This window comes from Kribbella rubisoli, assembly GCF_004217145.1.
Lineage (GTDB): Bacteria > Actinomycetota > Actinomycetes > Propionibacteriales > Kribbellaceae > Kribbella > Kribbella rubisoli.
The window spans coordinates 374508-398637 of the sequence record NZ_SHKR01000011.1; the positions used below are offsets into that span (position 1 = coordinate 374508).

Below are 24130 nucleotides of genomic sequence, written 5' to 3' on the forward strand. Positions count from 1 at the left end.
ACAGATGTTCACCCACAGCATCCGCCGCCGGCTGGTGATCGGCAGCGCTGCGCTCACCGCCACAGCACTGGCACTGGCCGGCTGCGGCCGGTCGAGCGACTCCCCCGACGCGGGTTCCCAGGCCACGACGACCGTCAGCCAAGGTCCCGCGACCGGGAACCTGACCGTCTGGGCGATGGGCACCGAAGGCGAGAACCTGCCCAAGCTGATGGAGCAGTTCAAACAGGCCAACCCCGGCGTGAACGTGACCGTCACGCCGATCCCGTGGGACGCGGCGCACAGCAAGTTCACCACCGCGATCACCGCGAACACGCTGCCGGACGCCGCGATGGTCGGCACCACGTGGATGGGTGAGTTCGCCGACCTCGGCGCGCTCGACCCGACACCGCAGGGGTTCGACAACTCGGGCTTCTACCCGGGCGCGCTGGACACCACCAAGGTCGGCGGCACGCAGTACGGCGTTCCCTGGTACGTCGAGACGCGGCTGGTGTTCTATCGCAAGGATCTCGCCGCGAAGGCCGGTTTCAGCACTCCCCCGACGGACTGGGACGGGCTGAAGGCGATGGCCAAGGCGATGAAGGACAAGGCCGGCGCGAAGTACGGGATCAACCTGCAGCCGGGCGGCACCGGATCGTGGCAGACCGTGATGCCGTTCGCGTGGTCGGCCGGGGCGAACATCACCGGTGACGACGAGAAGTCGTTCACGTTCGACACGCCGGAGATGCAGGAGGGGCTCAAGTACTACCAGAGCTTCTTCACCGACAAGCTCGCCGGGACCGACCTGCCGCCGAACCAGACCGAGGCGCAGTTCGTGAACGGGCAGGTGCCGATGTTCATCTCCGGTCCGTGGATGGCAGGCTCCGTGGCGAAGGCGGGCGGGGACGCGATCAAGCCGAACATCGGCGTGTTCCAGCTGCCGAAGAACAAGACCGCGACGTCGTTCGTCGGCGGGTCGGACTTCGTCGTGTTCAAGTCGTCGAAGAACAAGGACAGCGCCTGGAAGCTGGTCAAGTGGCTGTCCGACGCGAAGACCCAGGCGTCGTGGTTCAAGATGTCGTCGGACCTGCCGGCCGTGAAGAGCGCCTGGCAGGACCCGAGCATCGCCTCCGACCCGCTGCTGCCGGTCTTCGGCAAGCAGCTCGACGACGCGAAGGCGCCGCCGGCCATCGTCAACTGGGAGCAGATCGCCGCCCAGTTCGACACCGAGGTGGAAAAGATGACCAAGGCCGGCCAATCCCCCGCCGACACCGCCAAGGCCATCCAGACCAAGGCCACCCAGATCGGCGCCGGCGGCAGCTGATCACATGACTGTCGTCACGGAGACGGAAGCCCGGGCGGTACGACGTACGCCGCCGCCCGGGCGTCCGCGCCGCAAAATCAGCCGCGAGTCCGCAGCAGCCTGGATCCTCGTGTTGCCGTTCGTCTTGCTGTTCCTGGCGTTCACGGCGGGGCCGGTGCTGGGCTCGTTGGGGATGAGCTTTACCGATATCAAGCAGCGGGATCTGCGGACGCCGTTCTCGGTGAACGGGGTCGGGTTCGGGAACTACGTCAAGGCGTTCGAGGACGAGACGTTCCGCAAGGCGGCGTTCAATACGGCGTACTTCGTGGTGCTGGGCGTGCCGTTGACGCTGGTGGTGGCGCTGGCGGCCGCAGTACTGCTGGATCGCGGGGTCAAGCGGTTCCAAGCCTTGTTCAAGGTCGGGTACTACCTGCCGGTGGTGACGTCGATCGTCGCGATCGCGGTGATCTGGCGGTTCGTGCTGGCGCCGGACTCCGGTCTGCTGAACACCGTGCTCGGCTGGGTCGGGATCGACGGACCCAACTGGCTGGCGTCGAAGACCTGGGCGATGCCGTCGCTGATCGCGATGGCGGTCTGGCGGAACTTCGGCTCCGCGATGATCATCTTCCTGGCCGGGCTGCAGGGCATCCCGCAGTCGGTCGAGGAGGCCGGCCAGATCGACGGTGCGGGCTCCTGGCAACGATTCCGGTACCTGATCCTGCCGTTGCTCAGGCCAACCATCCTGTTCACCAGCGTGACGACCGGGATCGGCTACCTGCAGTTCTTCGAGGAGCCGTTCGTGATGACCCAGGGCGGGCCGCTGAACAGCACGATCTCGGTCTCGATGTACACCTACAACCAGTTCGGCTTCGGCAACTACGGGCTGGCAACGGCGATGGCCTACATCCTGTTCGTCGTCATCGCGGTGATCACGTTCATCCAGTTCCGGCTGCTGAGGGAGAAGTGATGCGCCGCACCTGGTGGATCTACCTGATCGGGGTGCTCGGCCTGGTGGCCGTGGCCGCGCCGTTCCTCTGGATGGTGCTCGGCAGCTTCAAGACGCAGGGCGAACTGCTCCGCGTCCCGCCGACGTGGTGGCCGCAGGACGCGACCACGCAGAACTACGACGACCTGTTCAGCAAGGCGAGCTTCCCGCGGTACTTCGTCAACTCGGCACTGGTCGCGCTGGTCGTGACGGCCGGGAACCTGACGTTCTGCTCGATGATCGGGTACGCGCTGGCCAAGCTCCGGTTCAAGGGCCGCAACGCCCTGTTCATCGTGGTGATGGCCACGCTGATGATCCCGGGCATGGTCACATTCGTTCCGTTGTTCGTGCTCGTCACCAACGCCGGGCTGGCCAACAGCTACCCCGGCCTGATCCTGCCGTTCCTGGTCTCGCCGTTCGGCGTGTTCCTGATGCGGCAGTTCTTCCTCGGGCTGCCGGACGACCTGATGGACGCCGGCCGCGTCGACGGCAGCGGCGAACTGGGCATCTTCGCCCGGATCATGCTGCCGCTGACCAGGCCCGCGCTGGCCACGCTCGGCATCCTCACCTTCCTCGGCTCCTGGAACAACTTCCTCTGGCCGCTGGTGATCGCACAGACCGAGGACAAGTACACCCTGCCCGTCGCCCTGGCGCTGTACTCGACCGGACAGAACGCGCAGAACTACGGCCTGCTGATGGCCGGCGCGGTCGTGGTCGTCCTTCCGGTGCTGGTGATGTTCCTGGCCTTCCAGCGCCACGTCACCAAGGGCATCGCAATTACCGGACTCAAATAGGAGAAATCTGATGACCGCCAACATCAGTCGCCGGACCTTACTCGCATCGACCGGAGCGCTTGCGCTGACCGGAGTCGCAGCACCCGCATTCGGAGGAACGCCCGATCCCGCCGCTTTGCTCAAGGGCGGATGGAAGCCGAGCCGCGAGGACAAAGCTCTGGCCGGGCGGTGGGCGCGCGACACGTGGCGCAGCCTCGTCGCGATGACGGACGAGCACACCGGACTGCCTGCGGACAACATCGGGGAGTCCGTGACCAGCCCGGTGCGGAGCAACTACACCTCGCCCACCAACATCGGCGGCTACTTGTGGAGCACGGTGGTCGCCAAGTACCTCGGGATCATCTCGCCACAGGAGTCGTTGCGTCGGATCACCCAGACGTTGACGACGATGAAGAACGCCGTACATCACGAGCCGAGTGGGATGTACTTCAACTGGTACGACGAAGCGACCGGTGAAGTGCGGTACGTCGATCCGGACGGCACCAAGCCGATCACACCGTTCGTCTCGAGCGTCGACAACGCCTGGTTCGCCTGCGCGCTGATGGTCGTCCGCAATGCCGAGCCGCGTGCTCGCGCCCTGGCGGACTCCGTGCTGGGCCGGATGAACTTCAAGTTCTACTACAACCCCGACGCCCGGCCCGGCGGCCTGATGCGCGGCGGATTCTTCGAGACTCCGCCGCCGGACGAAGAGACCGACAAGGGCAACCACGCCGGCGTCGGCCCGGACGTGTACTACCGCAAGTTCCACTACGACACCTGCAACACCGAGGCACGGATCGCCGGCTACATGGGCTTCGCGCTCGGTCAGGTCCCGCACACGCAGTACTTCGCGACGTACCGCACCTTCCCCGACATGTGCGACTGGTCGTGGGTGGAGCAGAAGCCGAAGGGCGTGCACCGGACGTACCTGGGGCTCGACGTCTTCGAAGGCACCTACTCGTACCGCGGCATGCGGATCGTCCCGTCGTGGGGCGGCGACATGTTCGAGTCGCTGATGCCCGACCTGTTCATCCCGGAGGCGACCTGGGCGCCGCGCAGCTGGGGCGTCAACCACCCGCTCACGGTCCGCGCGCAGATCGAGCACGGCCTCGACGACGCTCGCTACGGCTACTGGGGCTTCTCGCCGGCGTCGAACCCGAAGGGCGGGTACTCCGTCTACGGCGTCGAGCCGCTCGGGATGGATCCGGGCGGCTACCCGTCCGACCTCGAAGGCACCAACTACGACGGCGGCTTCGAGGGCTGCCGTGAGGGCACCAACCCGAACCCGACGTACGGCGACGGCGTCGTCACCCCGCACGCCGCGTTCCTCGCGATGGCGTACGCACCGCGGCAGGCGATCGACAACCTGCACAAGATCGAGACGGACCTGCACGCGTACGGCGGCGGCGGCTTCTACGACTCGGTCGCGGTGAAGTCCGGGCTGATCGCGAAGCGGTACCTCTCCCTCGACCAGGCCATGGTGATGGGTGCCATCGGCAACGTGTTCGGCAACGACCTGATCCGGCGGAGCTTCAGCAGCCGGACGGTGGAGAGCCGGATCCGGCCGCTGATCGCGATGGAACAGTTCGAATCCGGCCTCGAATAGGAGACCTCTTTTATGCAGAACGACGCCAAAACCGACTGGGACGAGCGGATCGCGCTCCGCAGTGACGAGGAGCGCGAGTTCGCCTTCCCGGACCTCGATCCGCCCAAGGAGGTCAGTGCGGTCGGCGGTGTCGGTCAAGTGACGATCGACTGGTCCCCGGTCGACGGCGCCGCCGGGTACCTGATCCTGCGCGGCGCCGGCGAGCACGGTCCGCTGGAGCCGGTCGATCACCACAGCCGCGACATCCTCTCGATCCCGGCGCCGCCGTACGTCGACACGACCTGCACGCCGGGCACGCCGTACCGCTATGCGGTGGTGAGCGTGCCGGAGGTGACGGCGACGAACGGGCGGCCGAGCGGCACGGTCGGCGCCGTACCGCTGGTTGCCGACGGCACGGATCCGGCGGTGTCCGTGGTCGTGGATGTGGTTGCCGAGGGCGCCGAACTGCACCGGCCGTGGGTGCCGATGATCGGCAGCGAGCGGCTCAGCCAACTGCTCTGCACCGACCGGACCGGCGGGCACGAGATCGGTGCGGAGCTCGAGGACGCGCTGCGCAGGATGCACGACGAGATCGGCGTACGCACGGTGCGCGCGCACGCGATCTTCCATGACGACACGCAGGTGATCACGGAGTCCGGCTACGACTTCTCGGTCGTGGACACGATCTACGACAAGCTGCTCGCGATCGGGCTGCGTCCGGTGGTCGAGCTGGGCTTCATGCCGCGCGAGCTCGCATCCGATCCGTCGAAGACGGTCTTCGAGTACGGCGCGATCATCTCGCCGCCGGCCTCGTACCAGCGCTGGCACGATCTGGTCCGGGCTCTCGTGCAGCACCTCGTCGACAGGTACGGCCTCGACGAGGTGCTGACCTGGGACTTCGAGGTGTGGAACGAAGCCAACCTCGAGGTCTTCTGGTCCGGCACCAAGGCCCAGTGGATGCAGCTGTACGACGTGTCCGCGGCAGCCGTGAAGTCCGTGGATCCGCGGCTCGCGGTCGGCGGGCCGTCCTCGGCGGCGGCCGGGTGGGTGGACGACCTCCTCGACCATGCCAAACGGTATGGTATGCCGGTCGATTTCGTATCGACGCATACGTACGGGTCGCCGCCGCTCGACGTACGGGCGTCGTTGGAGCGGCACGGGTTCGGGGACGCGCGGGTGCTGTGGACCGAGTGGGGCGTGACGCCGACGCACTTCAACCCGATCAACGACTCGGTCTTCTCCGGGGTGTTCCTGCTCCGCGGGATGAAGTCCGCGGCCGGCCGGATCGACGCGCTCTCGTACTGGGTCGCGTCGGATCATTTCGAAGAGCTCGGTCGTCCGCCGCGTCTGCTGCACGGCGGCTTCGGCCTGCAAACCCTTGGCGGGTTGGCGAAACCGCGCTACCACGCGATGACTCTCCTCAGCCGGCTCGGCCCGGTGGAGCTCCCCGTCACCCTCACCGGCGACGGCGCCGACAGCCTTATCGAGGCGTGGGCATCGCGTGACCGCGACCGCATCGCCGTACTGCTGTGGAACCTCACGCTTGATCAGACGAAGGCGGACGGCGCACCGGACCTGGCCAGAAACATTCGCCTCCAGCTACCAGGCGTCGACCCGTCCTGGCGGGCGACCGCAACAACGCTGGCCATCGGCGCCGGTGACATAGCGATGGCTGCGGAAGGTTTACCTGACTGGCCGACCGACGCTGAGCTCGTCGAGTTGGCCGAGCGCAGCCGGATGGTCAGTACTCCACTGGAGTTGCTCGACGGAGCGGTCGAACTGTCCCTCCCGATGCCTTCCGCAGTTCTGGTTGAGCTGCTGTACCCCTGACTTTCCCCACCCCACCGCCCCGGTCAGGCTCATCGAGATTGACGGCGTCCTGGATCCACCGCTCCACCCCGGCGATGTGCACCGTCGCCCAGGACCTGGCCACCTCGGGCTCGCGCCCCTCGATCGCATCGAGGATGGCGCGATGCTCGGCCAGCGTCCGGGTGACGGCATCGCTCTGCGTCAGCCCCCGCCAGATCCGCGCCCGGTACGTCGGTTGCCGCAGACTGTCGATGATCGACGCCAAGGCCCGGTTGCCGCTCCCCAGCGCCACCACCTTGTGGAACTCCACGTCGCTGGCCAGCAGATCCTCGACCGACGGCTCCGGGCCCAGCTCGTCGAGCATCTTGCGCAGCGCCGCGATGTCGTCGTCCGCCATCCGCAACGCCGCCCGGGCCGCCGCGGCCGGCTCGAGAATCCGCCGTACCTCGAAGAACTCCAGGACCGACGCGTCCTGATGCAGGTCGAGGACGAAACCCATCGTCTCCATCAGCAGCGACGGATCGAGACTGGTGACGAACGTGCCGTCGCCCTGCCGGACCTCCAGCACCCGGATCAGCGCAAGCGCCTTCACCGCTTCACGTAGCGAGTTCCGGGACAGGCCGAGCCGGGCGGCCAGATCGGCCTCCCGCGGCAAGCGATCGCCCGGCCGCAACTCCCCGGCCACGATCATCTGCTTGATCCGATCGATCGCCTCGTCGGTGACGCGCATCGCCTCACCTCCTGAATCTGCTGAGACATCCGATGTTCCAGCACCATACATCGGATGTCTAGGGCTGAATTGCCGGTTCAGGTCGTGAATTATGGCTCTGAGGTGTTGACTGCGCCAATTGTCTCCGACTATAGATCGGATGAATCAGTACGTTCTTTGAATTCAAGCACTGTCCCCTGGAGGTCAGCGATGAAAGCAACACCGGCGCGGACACGCCGATGGGTCACCGCCGCTCTGTCGGTCCTGGCCCTGACCGCCGTGGCCGCCTGCGGGGGCAACAACGGCAGTGGCGGTAGTGGCAGTTCGGGATCGGCCGACAAGGCGGACCTGACCTGGTCGTTCTGGATCGCCGGCAGCGAGGACCAGGCCGCCTGGCAGAAGGTCGCCGACCAGGCCCACACCGATCACGCCGGAATCACCGTCAAGCTCCAGGGCGCCCCTTGGGACAGCTATTGGTCGAAGATCGGGACCACGCTGGCCGGCGGCAAGGCACCCTGCATCATCGGCATGCAGAGCCTGCGGATGGCGTCGTACGCCAGCGCGATGCTGCCGCTGGACGACCTGATGAAGAAGTACGGGCTGAAGGTCGAGGACTTCGACAAGCCGATCATGGACGGCCTGAAGGCGGACGGGAAGCAGATCGCGATCCCGTACGACTCGGGCCCGATGGTGATCTTCTACAACAAGGACATGTTCAAGGCTGCCGGTGTAGCGGACCCGAAGCCGGGCTGGACGATGGACGACTTCAAGGCCGCCGCGAAGAAGCTGACCGCCGCCGGCAAGACCGGCCTGGTGACGACCCCCGGTGACCTCGGCACGATGTCCTGGGTGCGGACGATGACCGGCGCCGAGCCGCTGTCCGACGGCAAGCTCAACTTCACCGACTCGAAGTTCGAGCAGGGCTTCTCGCAGTACGTCGACTTCGTCAAGACCGACAAGATCGCCCCGCAGGTGCCGGGCGGCAACCCGGACTTCGAGACCCAGCAGTTCACCGGCGGCAAGGCAGCGATGCAACTGAACGGTCCGTGGTCGCTGATCGACACCAAGGGCAAGGTCAAGTTCGACCTCGGTATCGCGCCGATCCCGGCCGGTCCGGACGGATCCAAGACCTACACCGCCGGCTCGGGCTTCGGCATCTCCCGGTCCTGCAAGACGCCCGACGCGGCCTTCCAGGCCATCATGTCGATGACGAGTGAGAAGCCGCTGACCGTGCTGGCCCAGGCCGGCCGCGCGTACCCGGCCCGCACCGTGGCGCACCCGGCCTGGTTCACCGCCGCAGGTATCGACGGTGCGAAGGAGACCATCGACTACGCCTCCGAGAACTCGATCCCGCTGGTCACCTCGAAGAACTGGGTCCAGGTCGCCGACCTGCTCAACCGGTTCGGAACGCAGGCGCTGAACGGTGAGATCCCGCCCGAGCAGGCGCTGAAGACCATCCAGGACCAGGCAGGCGCTGGTTCCTGATGGCAACCGATACAACCTTTGCTCCCCCGGGCGCACCTCCGCGTGCCGCCCGGGCGGGGCGCCGGCCCGCGTTGCGCCGGGACGGTCGGTACGCGTCGGTCTTCCTGGCGCCGAGCCTCGGCGGGCTGGCCCTGTTCACGCTGTTCCCGACCGCGATGGCGCTCGGCATCAGCCTGTTCGACTGGCCGGTGTTCGGAACCCGCTCGTTCCTCGGCTTCGGCAACTACTCGCATCTGCTGCACGACCCGGTGTTCCGCCGGGTGGTGCTCAACACCGTGCTGTTCGTGGTGCTGTACGTCCCGCTGAACGTGGTCGTCTCGCTCGGGCTCGCGGTCTGGCTCGGCCCGCAGATCAGGGGCCGGCAGGTGTTCCGGGTGCTGTTCTTCATCCCGGTGATGACGCCGATGGTCGCCAACGTGATGGTCTGGCGGCTGCTGTTCCAGCCCGGCGGGCTGATCGACGGCGGTCTGCAAGCCTGGTTCGGCATCGACGCGCCGAACTTCCTCGGCTCGTCGAACTGGGCGATGCCGGCGATCGTCGCGATGTCGATCTGGCAGGGCTTCGGCTACAACTTCCTGGTCTTCTCGGCCGCGATCGACCAGGTGCCGCAGTCACAACTGGAGTCCGCGCAGATCGACGGCGCCGGGCCGTGGCAGCGGTTCCGCTACATCACCTGGCCGATGATCACCCCGTCGATGTTCTTCGCCACCACGATGACCCTGATCACGTCGTTCCAGGTGTTCGCGCAGCCGTTCATCCTGACCCAGGGCGGCCCGGGCGTCGCCACCCAGACCATCGTCATGTACGTCTACAACCAGGGCTGGCAGTTCCTCCAGATGGGGCTGGCGTCCGCGGCCGGCTGGGTGCTGTTCGTGATCATCATGGGCATCACCGCGATCCAGTTCTTCGGCCAGAAGCGGTGGGTGAACTATGACGTCTGAGACCAACAGCGCCGTCCGCAAGGTTCGCAGCGGCGTCTCGCACACCCTGCTGATCATCGTCGCGATCGTCTTCCTCGGTCCCTTGGTATACGCCGTGTCGACGTCGCTGAAGCCCGCCGACGAGGTGTTCACGCCGACACCGCACCTGTTCGGCTCCGAGATCCGCTGGAAGAACTACGCGGACGCGTTCACATTCGCGCCGTTCGACCGCTACTTCCTGAACAGCCTGTTCGTCGCGGTGGCCGGCACCCTGGTGGTGGTCGCTGCCTCGAGCCTGTCGGCGTACGCCTTCGCACGGCTGAAATTCAGGGGCCGTGAGCAACTGTTCGTGCTGTTCCTCGGCACGCTGATGGTGCCGCAGGAAGTGCTGATCGTGCCGATGTACTGGCTGATGCAGTCGCTCGGCTGGGTGGACAGCTACTGGGCGCTGATCCTGCCCTGGGCATTCACCGCGTTCGGCACGTTCCTGCTGCGGCAGTTCTTCCTGACCGTCCCGGCCGAGCTCGAGGAGGCGGCCCGGGTGGACGGGTGCGGTCCGTTCGGCTCGTTCTTCCGGATCATGCTCCCGCTCGCGCGGCCGGCCATCGCCGTACTGACCGTCTTCACCTTCATCAGCTTCTGGGGCAGTTTCCTGTGGCCGTTGATCATCATCAACAGCGTCGAGGACAAGGGCACGGTGCCGTTGGGCCTGGCGCAGTTCGTCGGCCAGCAGGGCACCCAGTGGAACCTGATGATGGCGGCCTCGGTGATGGCGATGATCCCGACCGTGCTGCTTGTCGTCCTCTTGCAGAAACACCTTGTCCGCGGCCTGCTCGTCACCGGACTCGGCGGCCGTTAAATCTAAGGAGAAACTTGTATGACTGATACGCCTCCCGCGGCTTCTGTCGAGCGGTTCCGCGACTGGCGGTTCGGCCTGTTCGTCCACTGGGGCCTGTACTCGCTCCCGGCCCGGCACGAGTGGGTGAAGAACCGTGAACGGCTGACCGACGAGGACTACCAGCCGTACTTCGACCACTTCGAGCCGGACCTCTACGACCCGCGCAAGTGGGCCGCTGCCGCACGTGGCGCCGGCATGAAGTACGCCGTACTCACGACCAAGCATCACGAGGGCTTCTGCCTGTGGGACTCCGAGGTGTCCGACTACACGGTCGCGCACACCGCGTGGGGTGCGGGCAAGGACCTCGTGAAGCAGTTCGTCGAGGCGTGCCGGGCCGAGGGGCTCGGGGTCGGGTTCTACCACTCGCTGATCGACTGGCACCACCCGGAGTTCCCGATCGACGTCGTGCACCCGCAGCGGTACGACGAGGAGGCGCAGGCTAAGGCGGCGGGACGCGACGTGCAGGTGTACGCCGACTACCTGCACGCGCAGACTCGTGAGCTGCTGACGAACTACGGGCCGATCGACATCATGTGGTTCGACTTCTCGTACCCGAACCGGAACCGGGAGGACGGGCTGCCCGGACCGGGGAACGGCAAGGGCAAGGACGAGTGGCGGTCCGTCGAGCTGATGGCGATGGTCCGGGAGCTGCAGCCGGACATCCTGATCAACGACCGGCTGGACATCCCGGGCGACTTCGTCACGCCGGAGCAGTACCAGCCGGACGGTCCGATGGAGCGCGACGGCGTACCGGTGCTGTGGGAGGCCTGCCAGACGCTCAACGGCAGCTGGGGTTACGACCGGGACAACCTCGACTGGAAGTCACCGGAGACGCTGGTGAAGATGCTGGTCGACTCCGTCTCCAAGGACGGCAACCTGCTCCTCAACGTCGGTCCCACCGGGCGCGGCGAGTTCGACCCGCGAGCACTGGCGACGCTGGCCGACATCGGCGAGTGGATGCGGCTGCATGAGCGTTCCATCCGCGGCGCCAGGCCGTCGGAGTACACGCCGCCGACCGACGCCCGCTACACGCAGAAGGGCAACCGCCTCTACCTGCACCTGTTCTCCTGGCCGATGGGCCAGGTCCACCTCCCCGGCCTGGGCGGCAAGGTCAAGTACGCCCAACTCCTGAACGACGCATCCGAAATCAAACGAATCACCAACGACCCCAAACAAACCGCCCAAAACACCCGCATGGGCGGCGTCTCCCCCGACACCCTCACCCTCAAACTCCCCATCCAACGCCCGAACGTCGAGGTCCCGGTCATCGAGCTCTTCCTGACCTGACCGCCCCGCGAGTCCGACGTACCGCCGGCTCTCGCTCTCGCTCCCCGTTTGATGGGTTCACCTATCGCGTTGTGGGTTCACGCCCCTCCCACCGATGGGTGAACCCACAACGCGGTAGGTGAACCCATCAAACGCGGGGCGGGGCGCGGAGGGCGGGGTGGGTTAGGTGGCTGGGGTGGGGCGGGCGGGTTGTTCGCCGCCGCGGGCTTCTAGGTAGGTGTTTTTGGGGACCATTACCTTGCGGCGGAAGAGGCAGACCACTGTGCCGTCTTGTTTGTAGCCCTTGGTTTCTACGTGGACTATGCCGCGGTCGTCCTTCGACTTCGACTCCCACTTGTCCAGTACTACGGTCTCGCCGTAGATGGTGTCGCCGTGGAAGGTCGGGGCGATGTGGCGGAGGGACTCGATCTCCAGGTTCGCGATCGCCTTGCCGCTGACGTCGGGGACGGACATGCCCAGCAGGATCGAGTAGATGTAGTTGCCCACCACAACGTTCTTGCCGAACTGGGTGGTCTCCTCGGCGTAGTGCGTGTCCAGGTGCAGCGGATGATGGTTCATCGTCAGCAGGCAGAACAGGTGGTCGTCGTACTCCGTCACCGTCTTGCCGGGCCAGTGCTTGTAGACGGCACCGACCTCGAACTCCTCGTAGCTGCGCCCGAACTGCATCGCGGTTCCTCCTCGGTCCTGGATTCCCCATGCTGCCGGGTCCAGGCGCATCCGGACCGTGGTCTGGCTCTCACCGACGCGAGAGATACGTCACTGATCAGTCCTGGGTGGGCTGCTGCACCGGGAGGTCCGGCATCCGCGGGTGGACCTCGCCCTTCAGCGCCAACTTGGCCAGGTGGTTCCGGGCCTCTTCAGCGAACTTGAAGTCGCACAGTACGTCGTACGTCGTCGCCACCACGGCAGTCCGCGAGGTGAAGTCACGCCGGCCGGCGGACTGCGCGTAGCTGAGCCCACCGAACACCAGTCCGAAGAACGCACCGAGCACGACACCAGTCAGCAAGGCCGCGAGCCAGTTGCCCGTGGTGAACAGGCCCAGCAGCAGACCGACGAACAGACCGAACCAGGCGCCGCTGGCCAGACCCGCGGTCAGCGCGCGGCCCCACGTGAGCCGGCCGGTGATCTTCTCGACCTGGCGCAGGTTGTTGCCGACGATGGTCGTGTGCTCAACCGGGAACTTCTCGTCCGAGAGATAGTCGACAGCTCGCTGCGCCTCCCGGTAGGTGTCGTACGTCCCGATCGTCAGACCGGTCGGTCTGGGGTCCATCGAGGGCATGCCCTGCGTGGTCATCGTCGTTCCTCTCCACGTGCGTCCACCCCCATCATTGCCGACAGCTGGTTACCGCGTCTTGATAGCCTCGCCGTGATGGCCGGGCGACGGTGGGACATGGGCGCGACACGCCGAGTAGGACGGGTCTTCGCCCGCCGCGGTGGCGCTGACGGCCGCCCGCCGGACGACGTGGTCACCGGCAAGCTCGAGGGCGCCCTGATCGACTGGGGCCTCTACCGCGACGGCGTCCGCGACCAGCGGGTCAATTCGTACACCGATGCGCTGGCCAAGGCCCGGCGCGGCCAGGGGTTCGTCTGGATCGGCCTGTTCGAGCCGACCGACCACCAGCTCGCCATCGTCGGCCACGAGTTCGGTCTGCACCCGCTGGCGCTCGAGGACGCGTCGGAGGCACACCAGCGCCCCAAACTCGAGCGGTACGCCGACACCTTGTTCGCGGTCTTCAAGACGGTCACATATGTCCCGCACCGGGACCTGACCGCGACGAGCGAGGTCGTCGCGACCGGCGAGGTCATGGTCTTCTGCGGACCCGGATTCGTCGTCACGGTCCGGCACGGTGAACACAGTGAGCTGACCGGACTGCGCCAGGAGCTGGAGAAGGAGCCGAAACGACTGGCCTCCGGTCCGGGCGCAGTACTGCACGCGATCGCCGACCACGTCGTAGACCGGTACCTGGAGGTCGCGGACGCCGTACAGGCCGACATCGACTCGATCGAGACCGGCATGTTCACACCGCGTGGCTGGCGGAACATCGACAAGGTCTACCAGCTGAAGCGCGAGGTCCTGGAGCTCAAGCGGGCTGTAGCGCCGCTGACCGGCCCGATGCGCGCGCTGTCGACACTGCGGAACCCGCTGATCGCCGACGAGACCAGGAACTACTTCCGCGACGTCGACGACCACCTGCAACGAGTGAAGGAGCAGGTGATCTCGTTCGACGAGCTGCTCAGCTCGATCCTGCAGGCCGGACTGGCCCAGGTGCAGGTGGCCGAGAACGAGGATATGAGGCGCATCTCGGCCTGGGTTGCCATCCTCGCGGTGCCCACGATGATCGCCGGCATCTACGGCATGAACTTCGACTACATGCCCGAACTCCGCCTCAAGTACGCGTACTTCGTCGTACTCGGAGTAATGGCGTCGGCGTGTTTCGTCCTTTACCGGTTGTTCAAGCGGAACCACTGGCTGTGACCCGGGTGTTCTCTACCGTCTGACGGACGACTTGGCAACCTTTTGCCATGGCCGGGAGTACTTGCGGATTGGAATGTTCAAACGGTTGTGGACCAATCCGCTGCCTTGATTGAATTCTGCCGTCGCGTTCGGTCAGGAATCGAGCACGTTCTGCGACCAAGGGGAGGGACTAGCGGTGCTTCGAATCCACTTCACGCCACGGGACCTTGCCCGCGTCACTGTCGCGACCAAGCCGGCGCCGCTGTGGGAGGTGCTGCTCAGCCTGCACATGCTGCAGCATTCGGACGGCCGGCTGATCTTCGAGGACTGGCGCCGCCAGGTGCGGGCCAGGGTCGCGCCGGACCAGATGCGGCTGCTGCTGGAGCTGACCCCGTCGAAGGGCTACTCCCCCGACTTCCTGACGCCGGCGGAGTCCGCACCGGACTTCGACTCGGCGCTGGAGCAGACACTGGCGACGCCGCGGCAGCAGCTCCAAAGCCAGCTCGACCTGCTCGGGACGTACCGTCCGGCCTCGCCGTGGACCAGAGAGCTGGCGCAGGGCGGCCGGACGTCGATGCACAAGCTCGGCCGGGCCACCCGGACGTACCACGACGCGGCCATCGCGCCGTACTGGAAGTCGATCGGCACGCATGTGTCCGCGGACCACGCCCATCGTGGGGAGGCGTTGGCCCGTCACGGGGTGGACCGGCTGCTGTCGTCGCTGCATCCGCGGGTCCGGTGGGTGGCACCGGTCCTGCAGGTGCTGGACATGAACGACCGCGATCTGTATCTCGATGGCAGGGGAATCGAGTTGCAGCCCTCGGCGTTCTGCTGGCAGGTGCCGACCAAGCTGCGGGACCCGGACCTCAAACCGATCCTGGTGTACCCGATCCAGCACGCGCCGGGGATCCTGCGGCAGGCGTCGGCGGAGCCTGCGCTCTCGAGTGACCCGCTGGGCTCACTGCTCGGCTCGACCCGCGCGGCCGCGCTGGAGGCGACTGTCAGCGGCTGTACGACGACCGAGCTGGCAAAACGCTGCAGCATCTCCCCGGCCGCCGCCAGCCACCAAGCGACGGTGCTGCGGGAGGCCGGCCTCATCACCACCCGCCGGGCCGGTGCGTCGGTGCGCCACGAAATCACCCAGCTGGGCATCTGGCTGCTGTCCGGCTACGGCTCCGGCCACACCCGGCCACCGGCGCAGACACCCGTCTAGCCCCCACATCCCCTGCCCCGCCACACGCTGGGCCGACCGGCACCGCCCCGCCTGTCGACCCAGCGTGCCGGTCGGTTCGTCAGAGCTTGTAGTCCTCGAGCAGGCGTCGGCCGATGATCATCCGCTGGATATCGGCCGTACCTTCACCGATCAGCAGCATCGGGGCCTCGCGGTACAGCCGCTCGATCTCGTACTCCTTGGAGAACCCGTACCCGCCATGGATGCGGAACGAGTCCTCCACCACCTGGGAGCAGTACTCACTCGCCAGGTACTTCGCCACGCCGGCCTCGAAGTCGTTGCGGGAGCCGCTGTCCTTCTTCCGCGCCGCCTTCACCATCAGCTCGTGCGCCGCCTCGACCTTCACCGCCATGTCGGCGAGCCGGAACAGCACGGCCTGGTGCTCGGCGATCTTCTTGCCGAAGGTCTCCCGCTGCTGGGCATAGGTGATGCCCAGCTCGAACGCCCGCCGCGCGACACCGCACCCGCGCGCCGCGACGTTGACGCGGCCCACCTCGACGCCGTCCATCATCTGGTAGAAACCCTTGCCCGGTACGCCGCCGAGGATCTGGGCGCCGTCGATCCGGTAGCCGTCGAAGACCAGCTCGGTCGTGTCGACGCCCTTGTAGCCCATCTTCTCGATCTTGCCGGGGATCGTGAGGCCCTTGTCCACCTCGCCGAACCCGGGCTCCTTCTCGACCAGGAACGTGGTCATGTTCTTGTAGACCGAGTCCTGCCCCTCGTCGGTCTTCACCAGGACGGCGACCAGGTTCGACGAGCCGCCGTTGGTCAGCCACATCTTCTGGCCGTTGATCACATAGCCGTCGCCCTCGCGAGTGGCCTTGGTCTTGATCGCGGCCACGTCGGAACCGCAGCCCGGCTCGGACATCGAGAACGCGCCGCGGACCTCACCGGTGGCCATCCGGGGCAGGTACTTCTGCTTCTGCTCGTCGGTGCCGTGCTGCAGCAGCATGTACGCAACGATGAAGTGCGTGTTGATGATGCCGGAGACGCTCATCCAGCCGCGGGCGATCTCCTCGACGCACAGTGCGTACGTGAGCAGCGATTCGCCCAGGCCGCCGTACTCCTCGGGGATCATCAGCCCGAACAGGCCGAGCTCCTTGAGGCCCTCGACGATCTCGGTCGGGTACTCGTCGCGGTGCTCGAGCTCGGTGGCGACCGGAAGGATCTCCGCCTCGACGAACGCGCGGACCGTCTTCAGGATCTCCTCCTGGACGTCGGTCAGCCCGTCGGTCTGCTGCAGCCTGCTCATCCTCGGCTCCTTCGGTCGGCTTACCCGCGAGTATCGCGGTTCTCAGCATCCCGGTGCGAGGGTGACACCCGCTGTGACATCGACCACCTGACGGAGGTCGCGTGGCTCACTCGTTGTTGTCGTGGTCCGGGCGTGGGAGTGCCTGCCCGACTGTCTGGAACAGCGCAGCGATCTGCGGCGTCGCCTGCCAGCGGTGATGCTGCTGTGCCTCGAACAGGCGCTGCCGGGCCGCGTAGAAGTTCCGCGCCGCTGCGTCCGTGTCGCCGTGGTCGAGCGCCTCGGCAGCCCGGTCCAGCTGCTGCGCCGCGTCGCGTGGCGCCTTGCTGCGGCTGCCCTGCTGAGTCGCGCGGACCTGTGCGGCCAGCGTGCGCAGGTTCTGCACCAGAGCCGCCTGTGGGTTCTGCTGCGTCGGCTTGGTGGTCGGCTTCGGCGTGGGCTTCTTCGACGGAGTCTTCGACGGCGTCGGCTTGGACTCTGGTGTGGTCTTGGGCGCGCTGGTCGCCTTCACCACGGGTGCTGACGGCGTACCACCGGCCTGCGCCGGCGGATCGGTCGCCACACCGGCCCGGAGCAGCAGAGCAGCTATTACACCGACTACGACGACAGCGGCCGCTACACCGATCTTTGCCAGTGGGAGAGCGCGTCGCGACGCCCGGTGTCCGCTGGTAGCAGCCTGTTCGTCGTCGTCCTCCCACTTGCCGACACCGAGAACGTCCTCTGCTGCAGGCGGTGTAAACGCCAGCACCTGGGTCTGGCTGGCCGGTGTGAGGAGTGCAGCCACATCAGCGGACGACGACGGCCGGTCTGCCGGGTTCTTCGCCAGCAGGTGCGTGACGAGGTTCGACAGCTCCGCCGGTACGTCGGTACGCGTGATCGGCGGCGGTGGTACGTCGAGGTGCTGGCGCATCACCACATCGACAGTCGGCCCGGTGAAGGGCGGCGTACCGGTCAGGAGCTCGTGCAGGACACAGCCGAACGAGTACCAGTCGCTGGCCGGCGTGGCCGGTTCGCCACGGACCTGCTCCGGCGACACGTACGACGCCGTACCGAGCAGAACGCCCAGTCCGGTCGTCTCGTTGCCGGCGCGCTTGGCGATGCCGAAGTCGGTCATCTTGAGCGTGCCGTCGGGCGCCAGCAGGAGGTTGCCCGGCTTGACGTCCCGGTGGACGATCCCGGCCTCGTGCGCCGCGTCCAGAGCGCGTGCGCCCTGGATGGCGATGTCCGTGACCAGCTCGGCTGTCGGGAGCCCCGCAGTACGCATGAGCTTCTGGAGGTCGGGGCCTTGGACCAGCTCCATCACCAGGAACACGTGGTCGCCGGCCGCGCCCACGTCGTACGTCGCGACGACGTTCGGATGGCTCAGCCGCGCTGCGGCCTGCGCCTCCGCCTGGAACCGCTGGACCGCGTCCATGGGGTCGCCGTCGAGACTCCTGAGGAGTTTGACCGCCACCTGCCGGGCGAGGACGGTGTCCTCGGCCTGCCACACCTCTCCCGCACCGCCCCTGCCGAGCAGGGACACCAACCGGTACCGACCTGCCAGTACCTCGCCGTTCACAAACCACACCTTCCGCAGTGGACCGCAACACCTTAGGCGGGAAGCGCCGGAGGATCGAGTCCGCGGCCGAAACCTTCAGAAAGCCTTCCCGGAACCTCTGCAGACTGCGATCGGAGTACTACGGTGTGTCGCATGAAGCGATCGATTCCCGCCCTGATCGCGGCCGTCCTCGTCGCCGCGACGCTGACTACGACTACCGCGTCCGCCGCCCCGGTTCACCGCCCGAAGCCGGTGGTCAAGTGCGAGTTCACGCCGACGCCCGAGAACCCGGCGGCCAAGCCAGTGCGGATCCCGTCCGCGACGGCGCGCGCGAGGGGCACGGTCGACGTGTTCTTCGTGACGAACTACGGCCCGTTCGTCGTCCGGATGGACCGCGCCAACGCGCCGTGCGGGGTACACAACTTCGTCCACCTGGTACAGAGCCGGTTCTACGACTCGACGCAGTGCTTCCGGCTGACGAACTCGACGCGCCTCGGCGTACTGCAGTGCGGCGACATCTACCGCCAGGAGGAAGGCGGGCCGGGGTACAAGTTCCCGGACGAGGTGACGGGCCAGGAGACCTACCCGCGCGGCACTGTTGCTTATGGCAACCAAGGCCCGGGCACCAACGGCAGCGAGTTCTTCGTCGTCCATTCGTTCGCGAACATCCCGCCGAACTACACCGTCCTCGGCCACGTGATCGCCGGCATGTCGACGTTCGACCGGATGGTCGCCGCCGGCATCGCCGACCCCGACCAGGACGGCCCGCCGGTGAAGCCGATCCGCATCTACAAGGTCTGGAGCTTCTGAGGGGAGGGTAATTCCCCGCCTCCCGGCCTTACCGTGGCGACGTGGGCACCCGCGGACGACCGAGACATCCCGACGTACTGACGCCTGCCGAGTGGCGGGTGGTGCACCTGGTGCGCCACGGCATGTCGAACCGCGAGATCGCGCAGCGCCGCGGGGTGAGCGTCGACGCGGTCAAGTTCCACGTCGCCAACGCCTTGCTGAAGCTTGGCCTGCACCGGCGGGCCGAGCTCCGCAGCTGGCGCGGCGTGCCCGCTGACAGCGCGCTACAACGATCGGGAGGCACGGACATGCTGCAACTAGGTTCGATCGGGCAGATCGCTCGCCCGGTGAGTGATATCGAGAAGGCGGTCGAGTTCTACGGCGACGTACTAGGTCTCCCGCACCTCTACACCTTCGGAGACCTGGCCTTCTTCGACTGCGGCGGCACCCGCCTGTTCCTCAGCACCAGCGAAACCGCCGCCGAGCCGTCGATCATCTACTTCCGCGTCGACAACATCCAAACGGCGTACGACGAACTCTCCGCGCGCGGCGTCGACTTCGAGCAAGCGCCCCACCTGATCCACAAACACGACAACGGCGTCGAAGAATGGATGGCCTTCTTCCCCGATCCCGACGGCCACCTACTCGCGATCATGGCGCAGGTCGGGCCTTAGTCCGCCGGGGGTTGCCAGACGTCGGTGCGGGAGAGGCCGGCGGCGCGGCCCTTGGCGGAGATGACGAGGGCCATTTTGCGGGAGGCCTCGTCGATCATTTCGTCGCCGAGCATGACTGCGCCGCGTCCGCCGCCGGCTGCCGACGTGTAGTGGTCGTAGGCGTCGAGGATGTTCTCGGCGTGGTCGTAGTCGTCCTGGCGGGGCGAGTAGACCTCGTTGGCGGCAGCGATCTGGTCGGGGTGGAGGACCCACTTGCCGTCGAAGCCGAGGGCGGCCGAGCGGCCCGCGACGCGGCGGAAACCGTCGACGTCCTTGATCTGCAGGTACGGGCCGTCGATCGCCTGCTTGCCGTGCGCCCGCGCGGCCATCAGGATCTGCATCAGGATGTAGTGGTACGCGTCGCCGACGTCGTACCCAGGCGGTTGTTCGCCGACCACCAAGGACTTCATGTTGATCGAGGCCATGAAGTCGGCCGGGCCGAAAATGATCGTCTCGACCCGCGGCGAGGCCTGCGCGATCGCGTTCACGTTGGTCAGGCCGAGCGCGTTCTCGATCTGCGCCTCGATGCCGATCCGGCCCGGCTCGTAGCCGTGCACCTTCTCCAACTGGGTGAGCAGCAGGTCGAGCGCGACCACCTGCTCGGCGGTCTGCACCTTCGGCAGCATGATGCAGTCGAGGTTCGCGCCGGCGCCGCCGACGACCTCGATCACATCGGCGTACGTCCACTCGGTGGTCCAGTCGTTCACCCGGACGACGCGCAACTTCGTGCCCCAGCCGCCCTCGTTCAGCGCGGCGACGATGTTCTTCCGGGCGTCCGCCTTCGCGATCGGCGCGACCGAGTCCTCGAGGTCCAGGAACACCTGGTCCGCATCCAGCCCCTTCGCCTTGGCCAGGAACCGCGGGTTGGACCCGGGCGTGGCCAGACACGACCGCCGACTGCGCAAAACCTGTTCCGACATGTGACCTCCACTCGGTTACCCACCGGTCACCGGCAGCGTACGGCGAAACGCACGCGACCTGCCCGGTGACATCGCTCACTGTGACACTCTTGGCCCGTGGAGAACGCGGACGCTGTGACGGAGATCGCCGGGGTGATGAAGAAGGCCGGTCTGGTCTGGCTGTCCTGGAACGGCGGACGCCCCGCCCCGGCGTGGTTCGCGACCGTCGACGGGCAGTACGTCGTACTGGCTGACGCCGCCGGCAGCGCCGAGCAGCCGCTGCCCGGATTGGCTACGGCCGGCATGGCGCAGGTCGTCGTACCGGCCAAACCGGCAACCAACCGCCTGGCCAGCTGGACCGCGACCGTCCGGCGGCTGGAGCCCGGGACCGACGAGTGGACGGCGGCAGCCCAGGTACTGCGGACCGAGCGCCTCAACGCGGCCGGACTGGCCACTCAGCTCGACCGCTGGCAGACGGAGGCCGACATCCTCGTGCTGGAGCCGACCGGCGAAATCACCGAGACACCGGGACGCTACGACGCCACTCCGCGCGCCGAGGCCCCGATCCCGACCAGTGCGACCACCCGCGGCAAGGCACCCATCACCCTGCATCGCCCGATCCGCCGTCGCCCCAAGCTGAGCTGACTACAGCCAACCGCGGTCGCGTGCGTGCCAGCCGAGCTGCAGACGTGAGCGTGAGTGTGTCTGCTCCATCAACTGCTGCACGCGGCGCGCCACCGTGCGCCGGCTGATCCCGAGCCTCGCACCGGCCGCGTCGTCGGTCAGACCGGCGACCAGGAGAGACAGCAGGTGCCGGTCCTCGGCCGACATCGCCTCCTCGGCCTCCAGACTGTTCGTCTCGGTCACCGACAGCGGGCTGGCACGGTTCCACACGGTCTCGAACAGTGCGACGAGGGCATCGAGCAGACTGCACGGATGCACCAGCAGAGCGGCGTCCTGCGCCGGTGTAGCCCAGTCCAGTGGGAGCAATGCGAGCTCCCGGTCCGCTACGGCGAGCTTGGTCGGCAACAGGTCGGCAATACGCGCCTGCTCCCCGGCCCGCACGTGACTGACCGCGCTGGCCGCCAGTACGGCGTCTCCGAGCGCTGAGCTGTCGTAGACGACCCGATACGCCACACCAGCGCCCTGCCTCGCCAGCTGAGTGCTATTGACCTCAGCCGAAGCGACGTACGGCGGTGCAACCAGCTCACGCATCTCTACCCGGGCCGTCCGCTGCACCCGATCGAACGCCAGCCCTACCGCGGGCTCACCAGTGACGATCTCGATGAGCTCCTCGGTCCGCCGCGCCCCGCCCTGCCTGGTCGCCTCAGCTGCCAGCCGGTACGCCGCCTTGCGGATCCGCTCGAACTCCTCCTCCTGCCGCTGCACCAGCTGCTCCACGGCAAGCTCCGGCGGCACCGGAACGATCAGCTCGCCCGGCGCCGGCGTACGGTGCACGAACCCTTCGCCCTGCAGTACGTCGACCGCTCGCTGAACCTCCTCCACCGGCCACCCCAGCCGCGCGGCCAGCTCCGCCGGTGAGGCAGCGCCCCACCGGATCAGGTCCAGGTAGGCCGCCTCGCTCTCGGTCCCGAGCCCGGTCGATCCCAGCATGTCATTCCCCACTTCACCGTTGCCCGAGGTAAGAAGTCTACGAAGCGTCCTCAGCTGAGACACCGGCTCCGCGGGTTAGCCTTCGGACATGACCGGATCACCGTCGCGCGTGTACGTCGCCCGGTTGGCGGGGTTGCCGGTCTACGACCCGAACGGCGACCAGGTCGGCAAGGTCCGCGACGTAGTGGCGATGATGCGCCAGGACGACCAGCCGCCCCGCGTGCTCGGCCTGGTCGTCGAGGTGTTCACCCGGCGCCGCATCTTCCTCCCGATGACCCGTGTCACCTCTGTGGACGTCGGCCACGTCATCACGACCGGCCTGCTCAACGTACGGCGTTTCGAGCAGCGTCCGACCGAAGTACTCGTGCTGGGAGAGCTGCTCGACCGGACTGTCACCATCACCGACACAGGTGCGACCGCAGTGGTCTACGACATGGCCATGGAGCAGTGGCGGACCCGCGACTGGCTGCTGACCAAAGTGGCAGTCCGGGAGGGCTCCAAGCGGTTCCGCAGCCGCGGACAGACCTACGTGCTCGACTGGAGGGACGTCACCGGGTTCACCCAGGACGAAGAGGGCCAGGGCGCCACGCACATCCTGGCCGCGTTCGAATCGATGCGAGCCGCGGACCTGGCCGGCGTACTGCACGATCTGTCCGCCAAGCGGCGCAAGGAGATCGCAGCCGCGCTGGACGACGAGCGGCTGGCCGATGTGCTGGAGGAGCTGCCCGAGGACATCCAGGTCGAGATCCTCGACGGGCTGGACACCGAGCGAGCCGCCGACGTACTGGAGGAGATGTCCCCGGACGACGCGGCCGACCTGATCGCGGAGCTGCCGACCGAGACCGCCGAGCGCCTGCTGACGCTGATGGAGCCGGACGAAGCAGAGGACGTACGGCGGCTGCTGACCTACGAGGAGCACACTGCCGGCGGTCTGATGACGTCCGAGCCGGTCATCCTGCCGGTGGACGCCACCGTGGCCGATGCGCTCGCCCATGTGCGCAACGCGGATCTCAGTCCGGCACTGGCCGCGATGATCTACGTCTGCCGTCCGCCGCTGGAGACGCCGACCGGACGGTTCATCGGGATCGGCCACATCCAGCGGCTGCTGCGCGAGCCACCGTCCGAGCTGGTGTCCGCAGTACTCGACACCGATCTGGACGGGCTGCGGCCGGACGACAGCTTGCAGACGGTCAGCAAGTACCTGGCGACGTACAACCTGGTCGCGGCGCCGGTGCTGGACGACGAAGGCCGGCTGCTCGGTGCGGTGACTGTTGACGACGTACTGGATCACCTGCTCCCGGACGACTGGCGGGAGCATGACCGTTCCGATCATGGCGAGCAGGAGGGGGACCACGATGCCTCGTGACGACCGCCGGTCCTCGGACGAGCGCCGGCTGTTCCGCGGTACGACGACGCGGCTCGACATACCGCGGGACTGGCGGCGCACGTTCGTACCGCGGCCGACGTACGACGCGGACGCGTTCGGGCGGCTGTCCGAGCGGATCGCGCGCTTCCTCGGCACCGGGCAGTTCCTGGTCTACATGACCGCGACGATCCTGTTCTGGGTCGGCTGGAACATCTTCGCGCCGGAGAGCGTGCGGTTCGACCAGTACCCGTTCATCTTCCTGACGCTGGCGCTCAGCCTGCAGGCGTCGTACGCCGCTCCGCTGATCCTGCTCGCCCAGAACCGGCAGGAGGCCCGCGACCGGGTCCAGTACGAGCGCGACCGCGGCGTCGACGCCCGGACCCGTGCGGACATGGAGTTCCTGGCCCGTGAGATGGCGTCGCTGCGGATGGCCGTCGGCGAGGTCGCGACCCGCGACTTCCTTCGTTCCGAGCTTCGCTCGCTGCTCGCCGATCTGGACCTGAACAGCCGCGAGGACGACCGGGTTTGACCCCGAGCTACCCTCACT

The 24130-nt window shown here is 67.1% G+C and carries 23 protein-coding genes; 16 read left to right on the forward strand and 7 right to left on the reverse strand.

The window, feature by feature from the left end; all coding sequences use genetic code 11:
- Window positions 1-4 precede the first annotated feature (4 nt).
- From EV645_RS04410 to EV645_RS04430, 5 genes are read left to right on the forward strand one after another with little or no spacing between them, the layout of a single operon-like run.
- The gene (locus EV645_RS04410) at window positions 5-1300 is read left to right on the forward strand and encodes a sugar ABC transporter substrate-binding protein (protein ID WP_130439983.1); all 1296 of its coding nucleotides are present in this window, start codon (window positions 5-7) and stop codon (window positions 1298-1300) included.
- 4 nt (window positions 1301-1304) lie between these two features.
- Complete coding sequence (locus EV645_RS04415; protein ID WP_130439985.1) at window positions 1305-2246, forward strand: carbohydrate ABC transporter permease; 942 nt, start codon at window positions 1305-1307, stop codon at window positions 2244-2246.
- The gene (locus EV645_RS04420) at window positions 2246-3058 is read left to right on the forward strand and encodes a carbohydrate ABC transporter permease (protein WP_130439987.1); all 813 of its coding nucleotides are present in this window, start codon (window positions 2246-2248) and stop codon (window positions 3056-3058) included. Before EV645_RS04415 ends, EV645_RS04420 begins: the two co-directional genes overlap by 1 nt.
- Window positions 3059-3068: 10 nt before the next feature.
- Window positions 3069-4643, forward strand: a complete 1575-nt coding sequence (locus tag EV645_RS04425) for a glucoamylase family protein (protein ID WP_130439989.1) — start codon at window positions 3069-3071, stop codon at window positions 4641-4643.
- Window positions 4644-4655: 12 nt separating this feature from the next.
- Entirely contained in the window at window positions 4656-6452 is a 1797-nt protein-coding gene (locus EV645_RS04430) for a GH39 family glycosyl hydrolase (RefSeq protein ID WP_130439991.1), read from the forward strand.
- On the opposite strand, the gene EV645_RS04435 is transcribed toward EV645_RS04430, so the two are convergent.
- A complete protein-coding gene (locus tag EV645_RS04435; RefSeq protein WP_130439993.1) occupies window positions 6364-7161 on the reverse strand; it encodes a FadR/GntR family transcriptional regulator in 798 nt (265 codons plus the stop codon). The genes EV645_RS04430 and EV645_RS04435 overlap by 89 nt on opposite strands.
- 189 nt (window positions 7162-7350) lie before the next feature.
- Between EV645_RS04435 and EV645_RS04440 the strand changes: the two genes are divergently transcribed.
- From EV645_RS04440 to EV645_RS04455, 4 genes are read left to right on the forward strand one after another with little or no spacing between them, the layout of a single operon-like run.
- A complete protein-coding gene (locus EV645_RS04440; protein ID WP_157997001.1) occupies window positions 7351-8625 on the forward strand; it encodes an ABC transporter substrate-binding protein in 1275 nt (424 codons plus the stop codon).
- Window positions 8625-9566: a carbohydrate ABC transporter permease gene (locus EV645_RS04445; protein ID WP_130439997.1), complete on the forward strand. Its 942-nt coding sequence runs from the start codon at window positions 8625-8627 to the stop codon at window positions 9564-9566. Before EV645_RS04440 ends, EV645_RS04445 begins: the two co-directional genes overlap by 1 nt.
- Complete coding sequence (locus EV645_RS04450) at window positions 9556-10404, forward strand: carbohydrate ABC transporter permease (RefSeq protein ID WP_130439999.1); 849 nt, start codon at window positions 9556-9558, stop codon at window positions 10402-10404. Before EV645_RS04445 ends, EV645_RS04450 begins: the two co-directional genes overlap by 11 nt.
- Window positions 10405-10422: 18 nt before the next feature.
- Window positions 10423-11730, forward strand: a complete 1308-nt coding sequence (locus EV645_RS04455) for an alpha-L-fucosidase (protein WP_130440001.1) — start codon at window positions 10423-10425, stop codon at window positions 11728-11730.
- Between the two features lie 162 nt (window positions 11731-11892).
- Here the strand turns inward: EV645_RS04455 and EV645_RS04460 are convergent, their stop codons facing one another.
- The gene (locus EV645_RS04460) at window positions 11893-12447 is read right to left on the reverse strand and encodes a MaoC family dehydratase (RefSeq protein WP_338419127.1); all 555 of its coding nucleotides are present in this window, start codon (window positions 12445-12447) and stop codon (window positions 11893-11895) included.
- Between the two features lie 46 nt (window positions 12448-12493).
- Complete coding sequence (locus tag EV645_RS04465) at window positions 12494-13024, reverse strand: YflT domain-containing protein (RefSeq protein ID WP_130440005.1); 531 nt, start codon at window positions 13022-13024, stop codon at window positions 12494-12496.
- Between the two features lie 75 nt (window positions 13025-13099).
- On the opposite strand from EV645_RS04465, the gene EV645_RS04470 reads away from it, so the two are divergent.
- Both EV645_RS04470 and EV645_RS04475 read left to right on the forward strand, forming a co-directional pair.
- Window positions 13100-14206 carry a magnesium and cobalt transport protein CorA gene (locus EV645_RS04470; protein WP_242000206.1) on the forward strand — a complete coding sequence of 369 codons (1107 nt, stop codon included), beginning with the start codon at window positions 13100-13102 and terminating at the stop codon, window positions 14204-14206.
- A gap of 175 nt (window positions 14207-14381) precedes the next feature.
- A complete protein-coding gene (locus EV645_RS04475) occupies window positions 14382-15398 on the forward strand; it encodes an ArsR/SmtB family transcription factor (RefSeq protein WP_130440007.1) in 1017 nt (338 codons plus the stop codon).
- A gap of 79 nt (window positions 15399-15477) precedes the next feature.
- Here EV645_RS04475 and EV645_RS04480 read toward each other — a convergent pair whose 3' ends face one another.
- Both EV645_RS04480 and EV645_RS04485 read right to left on the reverse strand, forming a co-directional pair.
- On the reverse strand, window positions 15478-16668 hold the full coding sequence (locus EV645_RS04480; protein WP_130440009.1) for an acyl-CoA dehydrogenase family protein: 1191 nt from the start codon (window positions 16666-16668) through the stop codon (window positions 15478-15480).
- A 106-nt stretch (window positions 16669-16774) separates the two neighbouring features.
- Window positions 16775-18223 carry a serine/threonine-protein kinase gene (locus tag EV645_RS04485; RefSeq protein WP_130440011.1) on the reverse strand — a complete coding sequence of 483 codons (1449 nt, stop codon included), beginning with the start codon at window positions 18221-18223 and terminating at the stop codon, window positions 16775-16777.
- Between the two features lie 132 nt (window positions 18224-18355).
- Here EV645_RS04485 and EV645_RS04490 point away from each other — a divergent pair, with 132 nt between their 5' ends.
- Together EV645_RS04490 and EV645_RS04495 are read left to right on the forward strand one after the other, a co-directional pair.
- The gene (locus EV645_RS04490) at window positions 18356-19012 is read left to right on the forward strand and encodes a peptidylprolyl isomerase (protein ID WP_130440013.1); all 657 of its coding nucleotides are present in this window, start codon (window positions 18356-18358) and stop codon (window positions 19010-19012) included.
- A gap of 41 nt (window positions 19013-19053) precedes the next feature.
- The gene (locus EV645_RS04495) at window positions 19054-19665 is read left to right on the forward strand and encodes a VOC family protein (protein ID WP_130440015.1); all 612 of its coding nucleotides are present in this window, start codon (window positions 19054-19056) and stop codon (window positions 19663-19665) included.
- On the opposite strand, the gene EV645_RS04500 is transcribed toward EV645_RS04495, so the two are convergent.
- Window positions 19662-20624, reverse strand: a complete 963-nt coding sequence (locus tag EV645_RS04500) for an HpcH/HpaI aldolase/citrate lyase family protein (RefSeq protein WP_130440017.1) — start codon at window positions 20622-20624, stop codon at window positions 19662-19664. The two genes, EV645_RS04495 and EV645_RS04500, sit on opposite strands and share 4 nt — an antisense overlap.
- 96 nt (window positions 20625-20720) lie before the next feature.
- Between EV645_RS04500 and EV645_RS04505 the strand changes: the two genes are divergently transcribed.
- Window positions 20721-21248, forward strand: a complete 528-nt coding sequence (locus tag EV645_RS04505; protein ID WP_130440019.1) for a hypothetical protein — start codon at window positions 20721-20723, stop codon at window positions 21246-21248.
- On the opposite strand, the gene EV645_RS04510 is transcribed toward EV645_RS04505, so the two are convergent.
- Window positions 21249-22217: a transcriptional regulator TrmB gene (locus EV645_RS04510; RefSeq protein WP_130440021.1), complete on the reverse strand. Its 969-nt coding sequence runs from the start codon at window positions 22215-22217 to the stop codon at window positions 21249-21251.
- Window positions 22218-22305: 88 nt separating this feature from the next.
- Between EV645_RS04510 and EV645_RS04515 the strand changes: the two genes are divergently transcribed.
- Window positions 22306-23583, forward strand: coding sequence for a magnesium transporter MgtE N-terminal domain-containing protein (locus tag EV645_RS04515; protein WP_130440023.1), 1278 nt, complete (start codon window positions 22306-22308; stop codon window positions 23581-23583).
- Entirely contained in the window at window positions 23573-24112 is a 540-nt protein-coding gene (locus EV645_RS04520; RefSeq protein ID WP_130440025.1) for a DUF1003 domain-containing protein, read from the forward strand. Before EV645_RS04515 ends, EV645_RS04520 begins: the two co-directional genes overlap by 11 nt.
- Window positions 24113-24130: the final 18 nt, after the last annotated feature.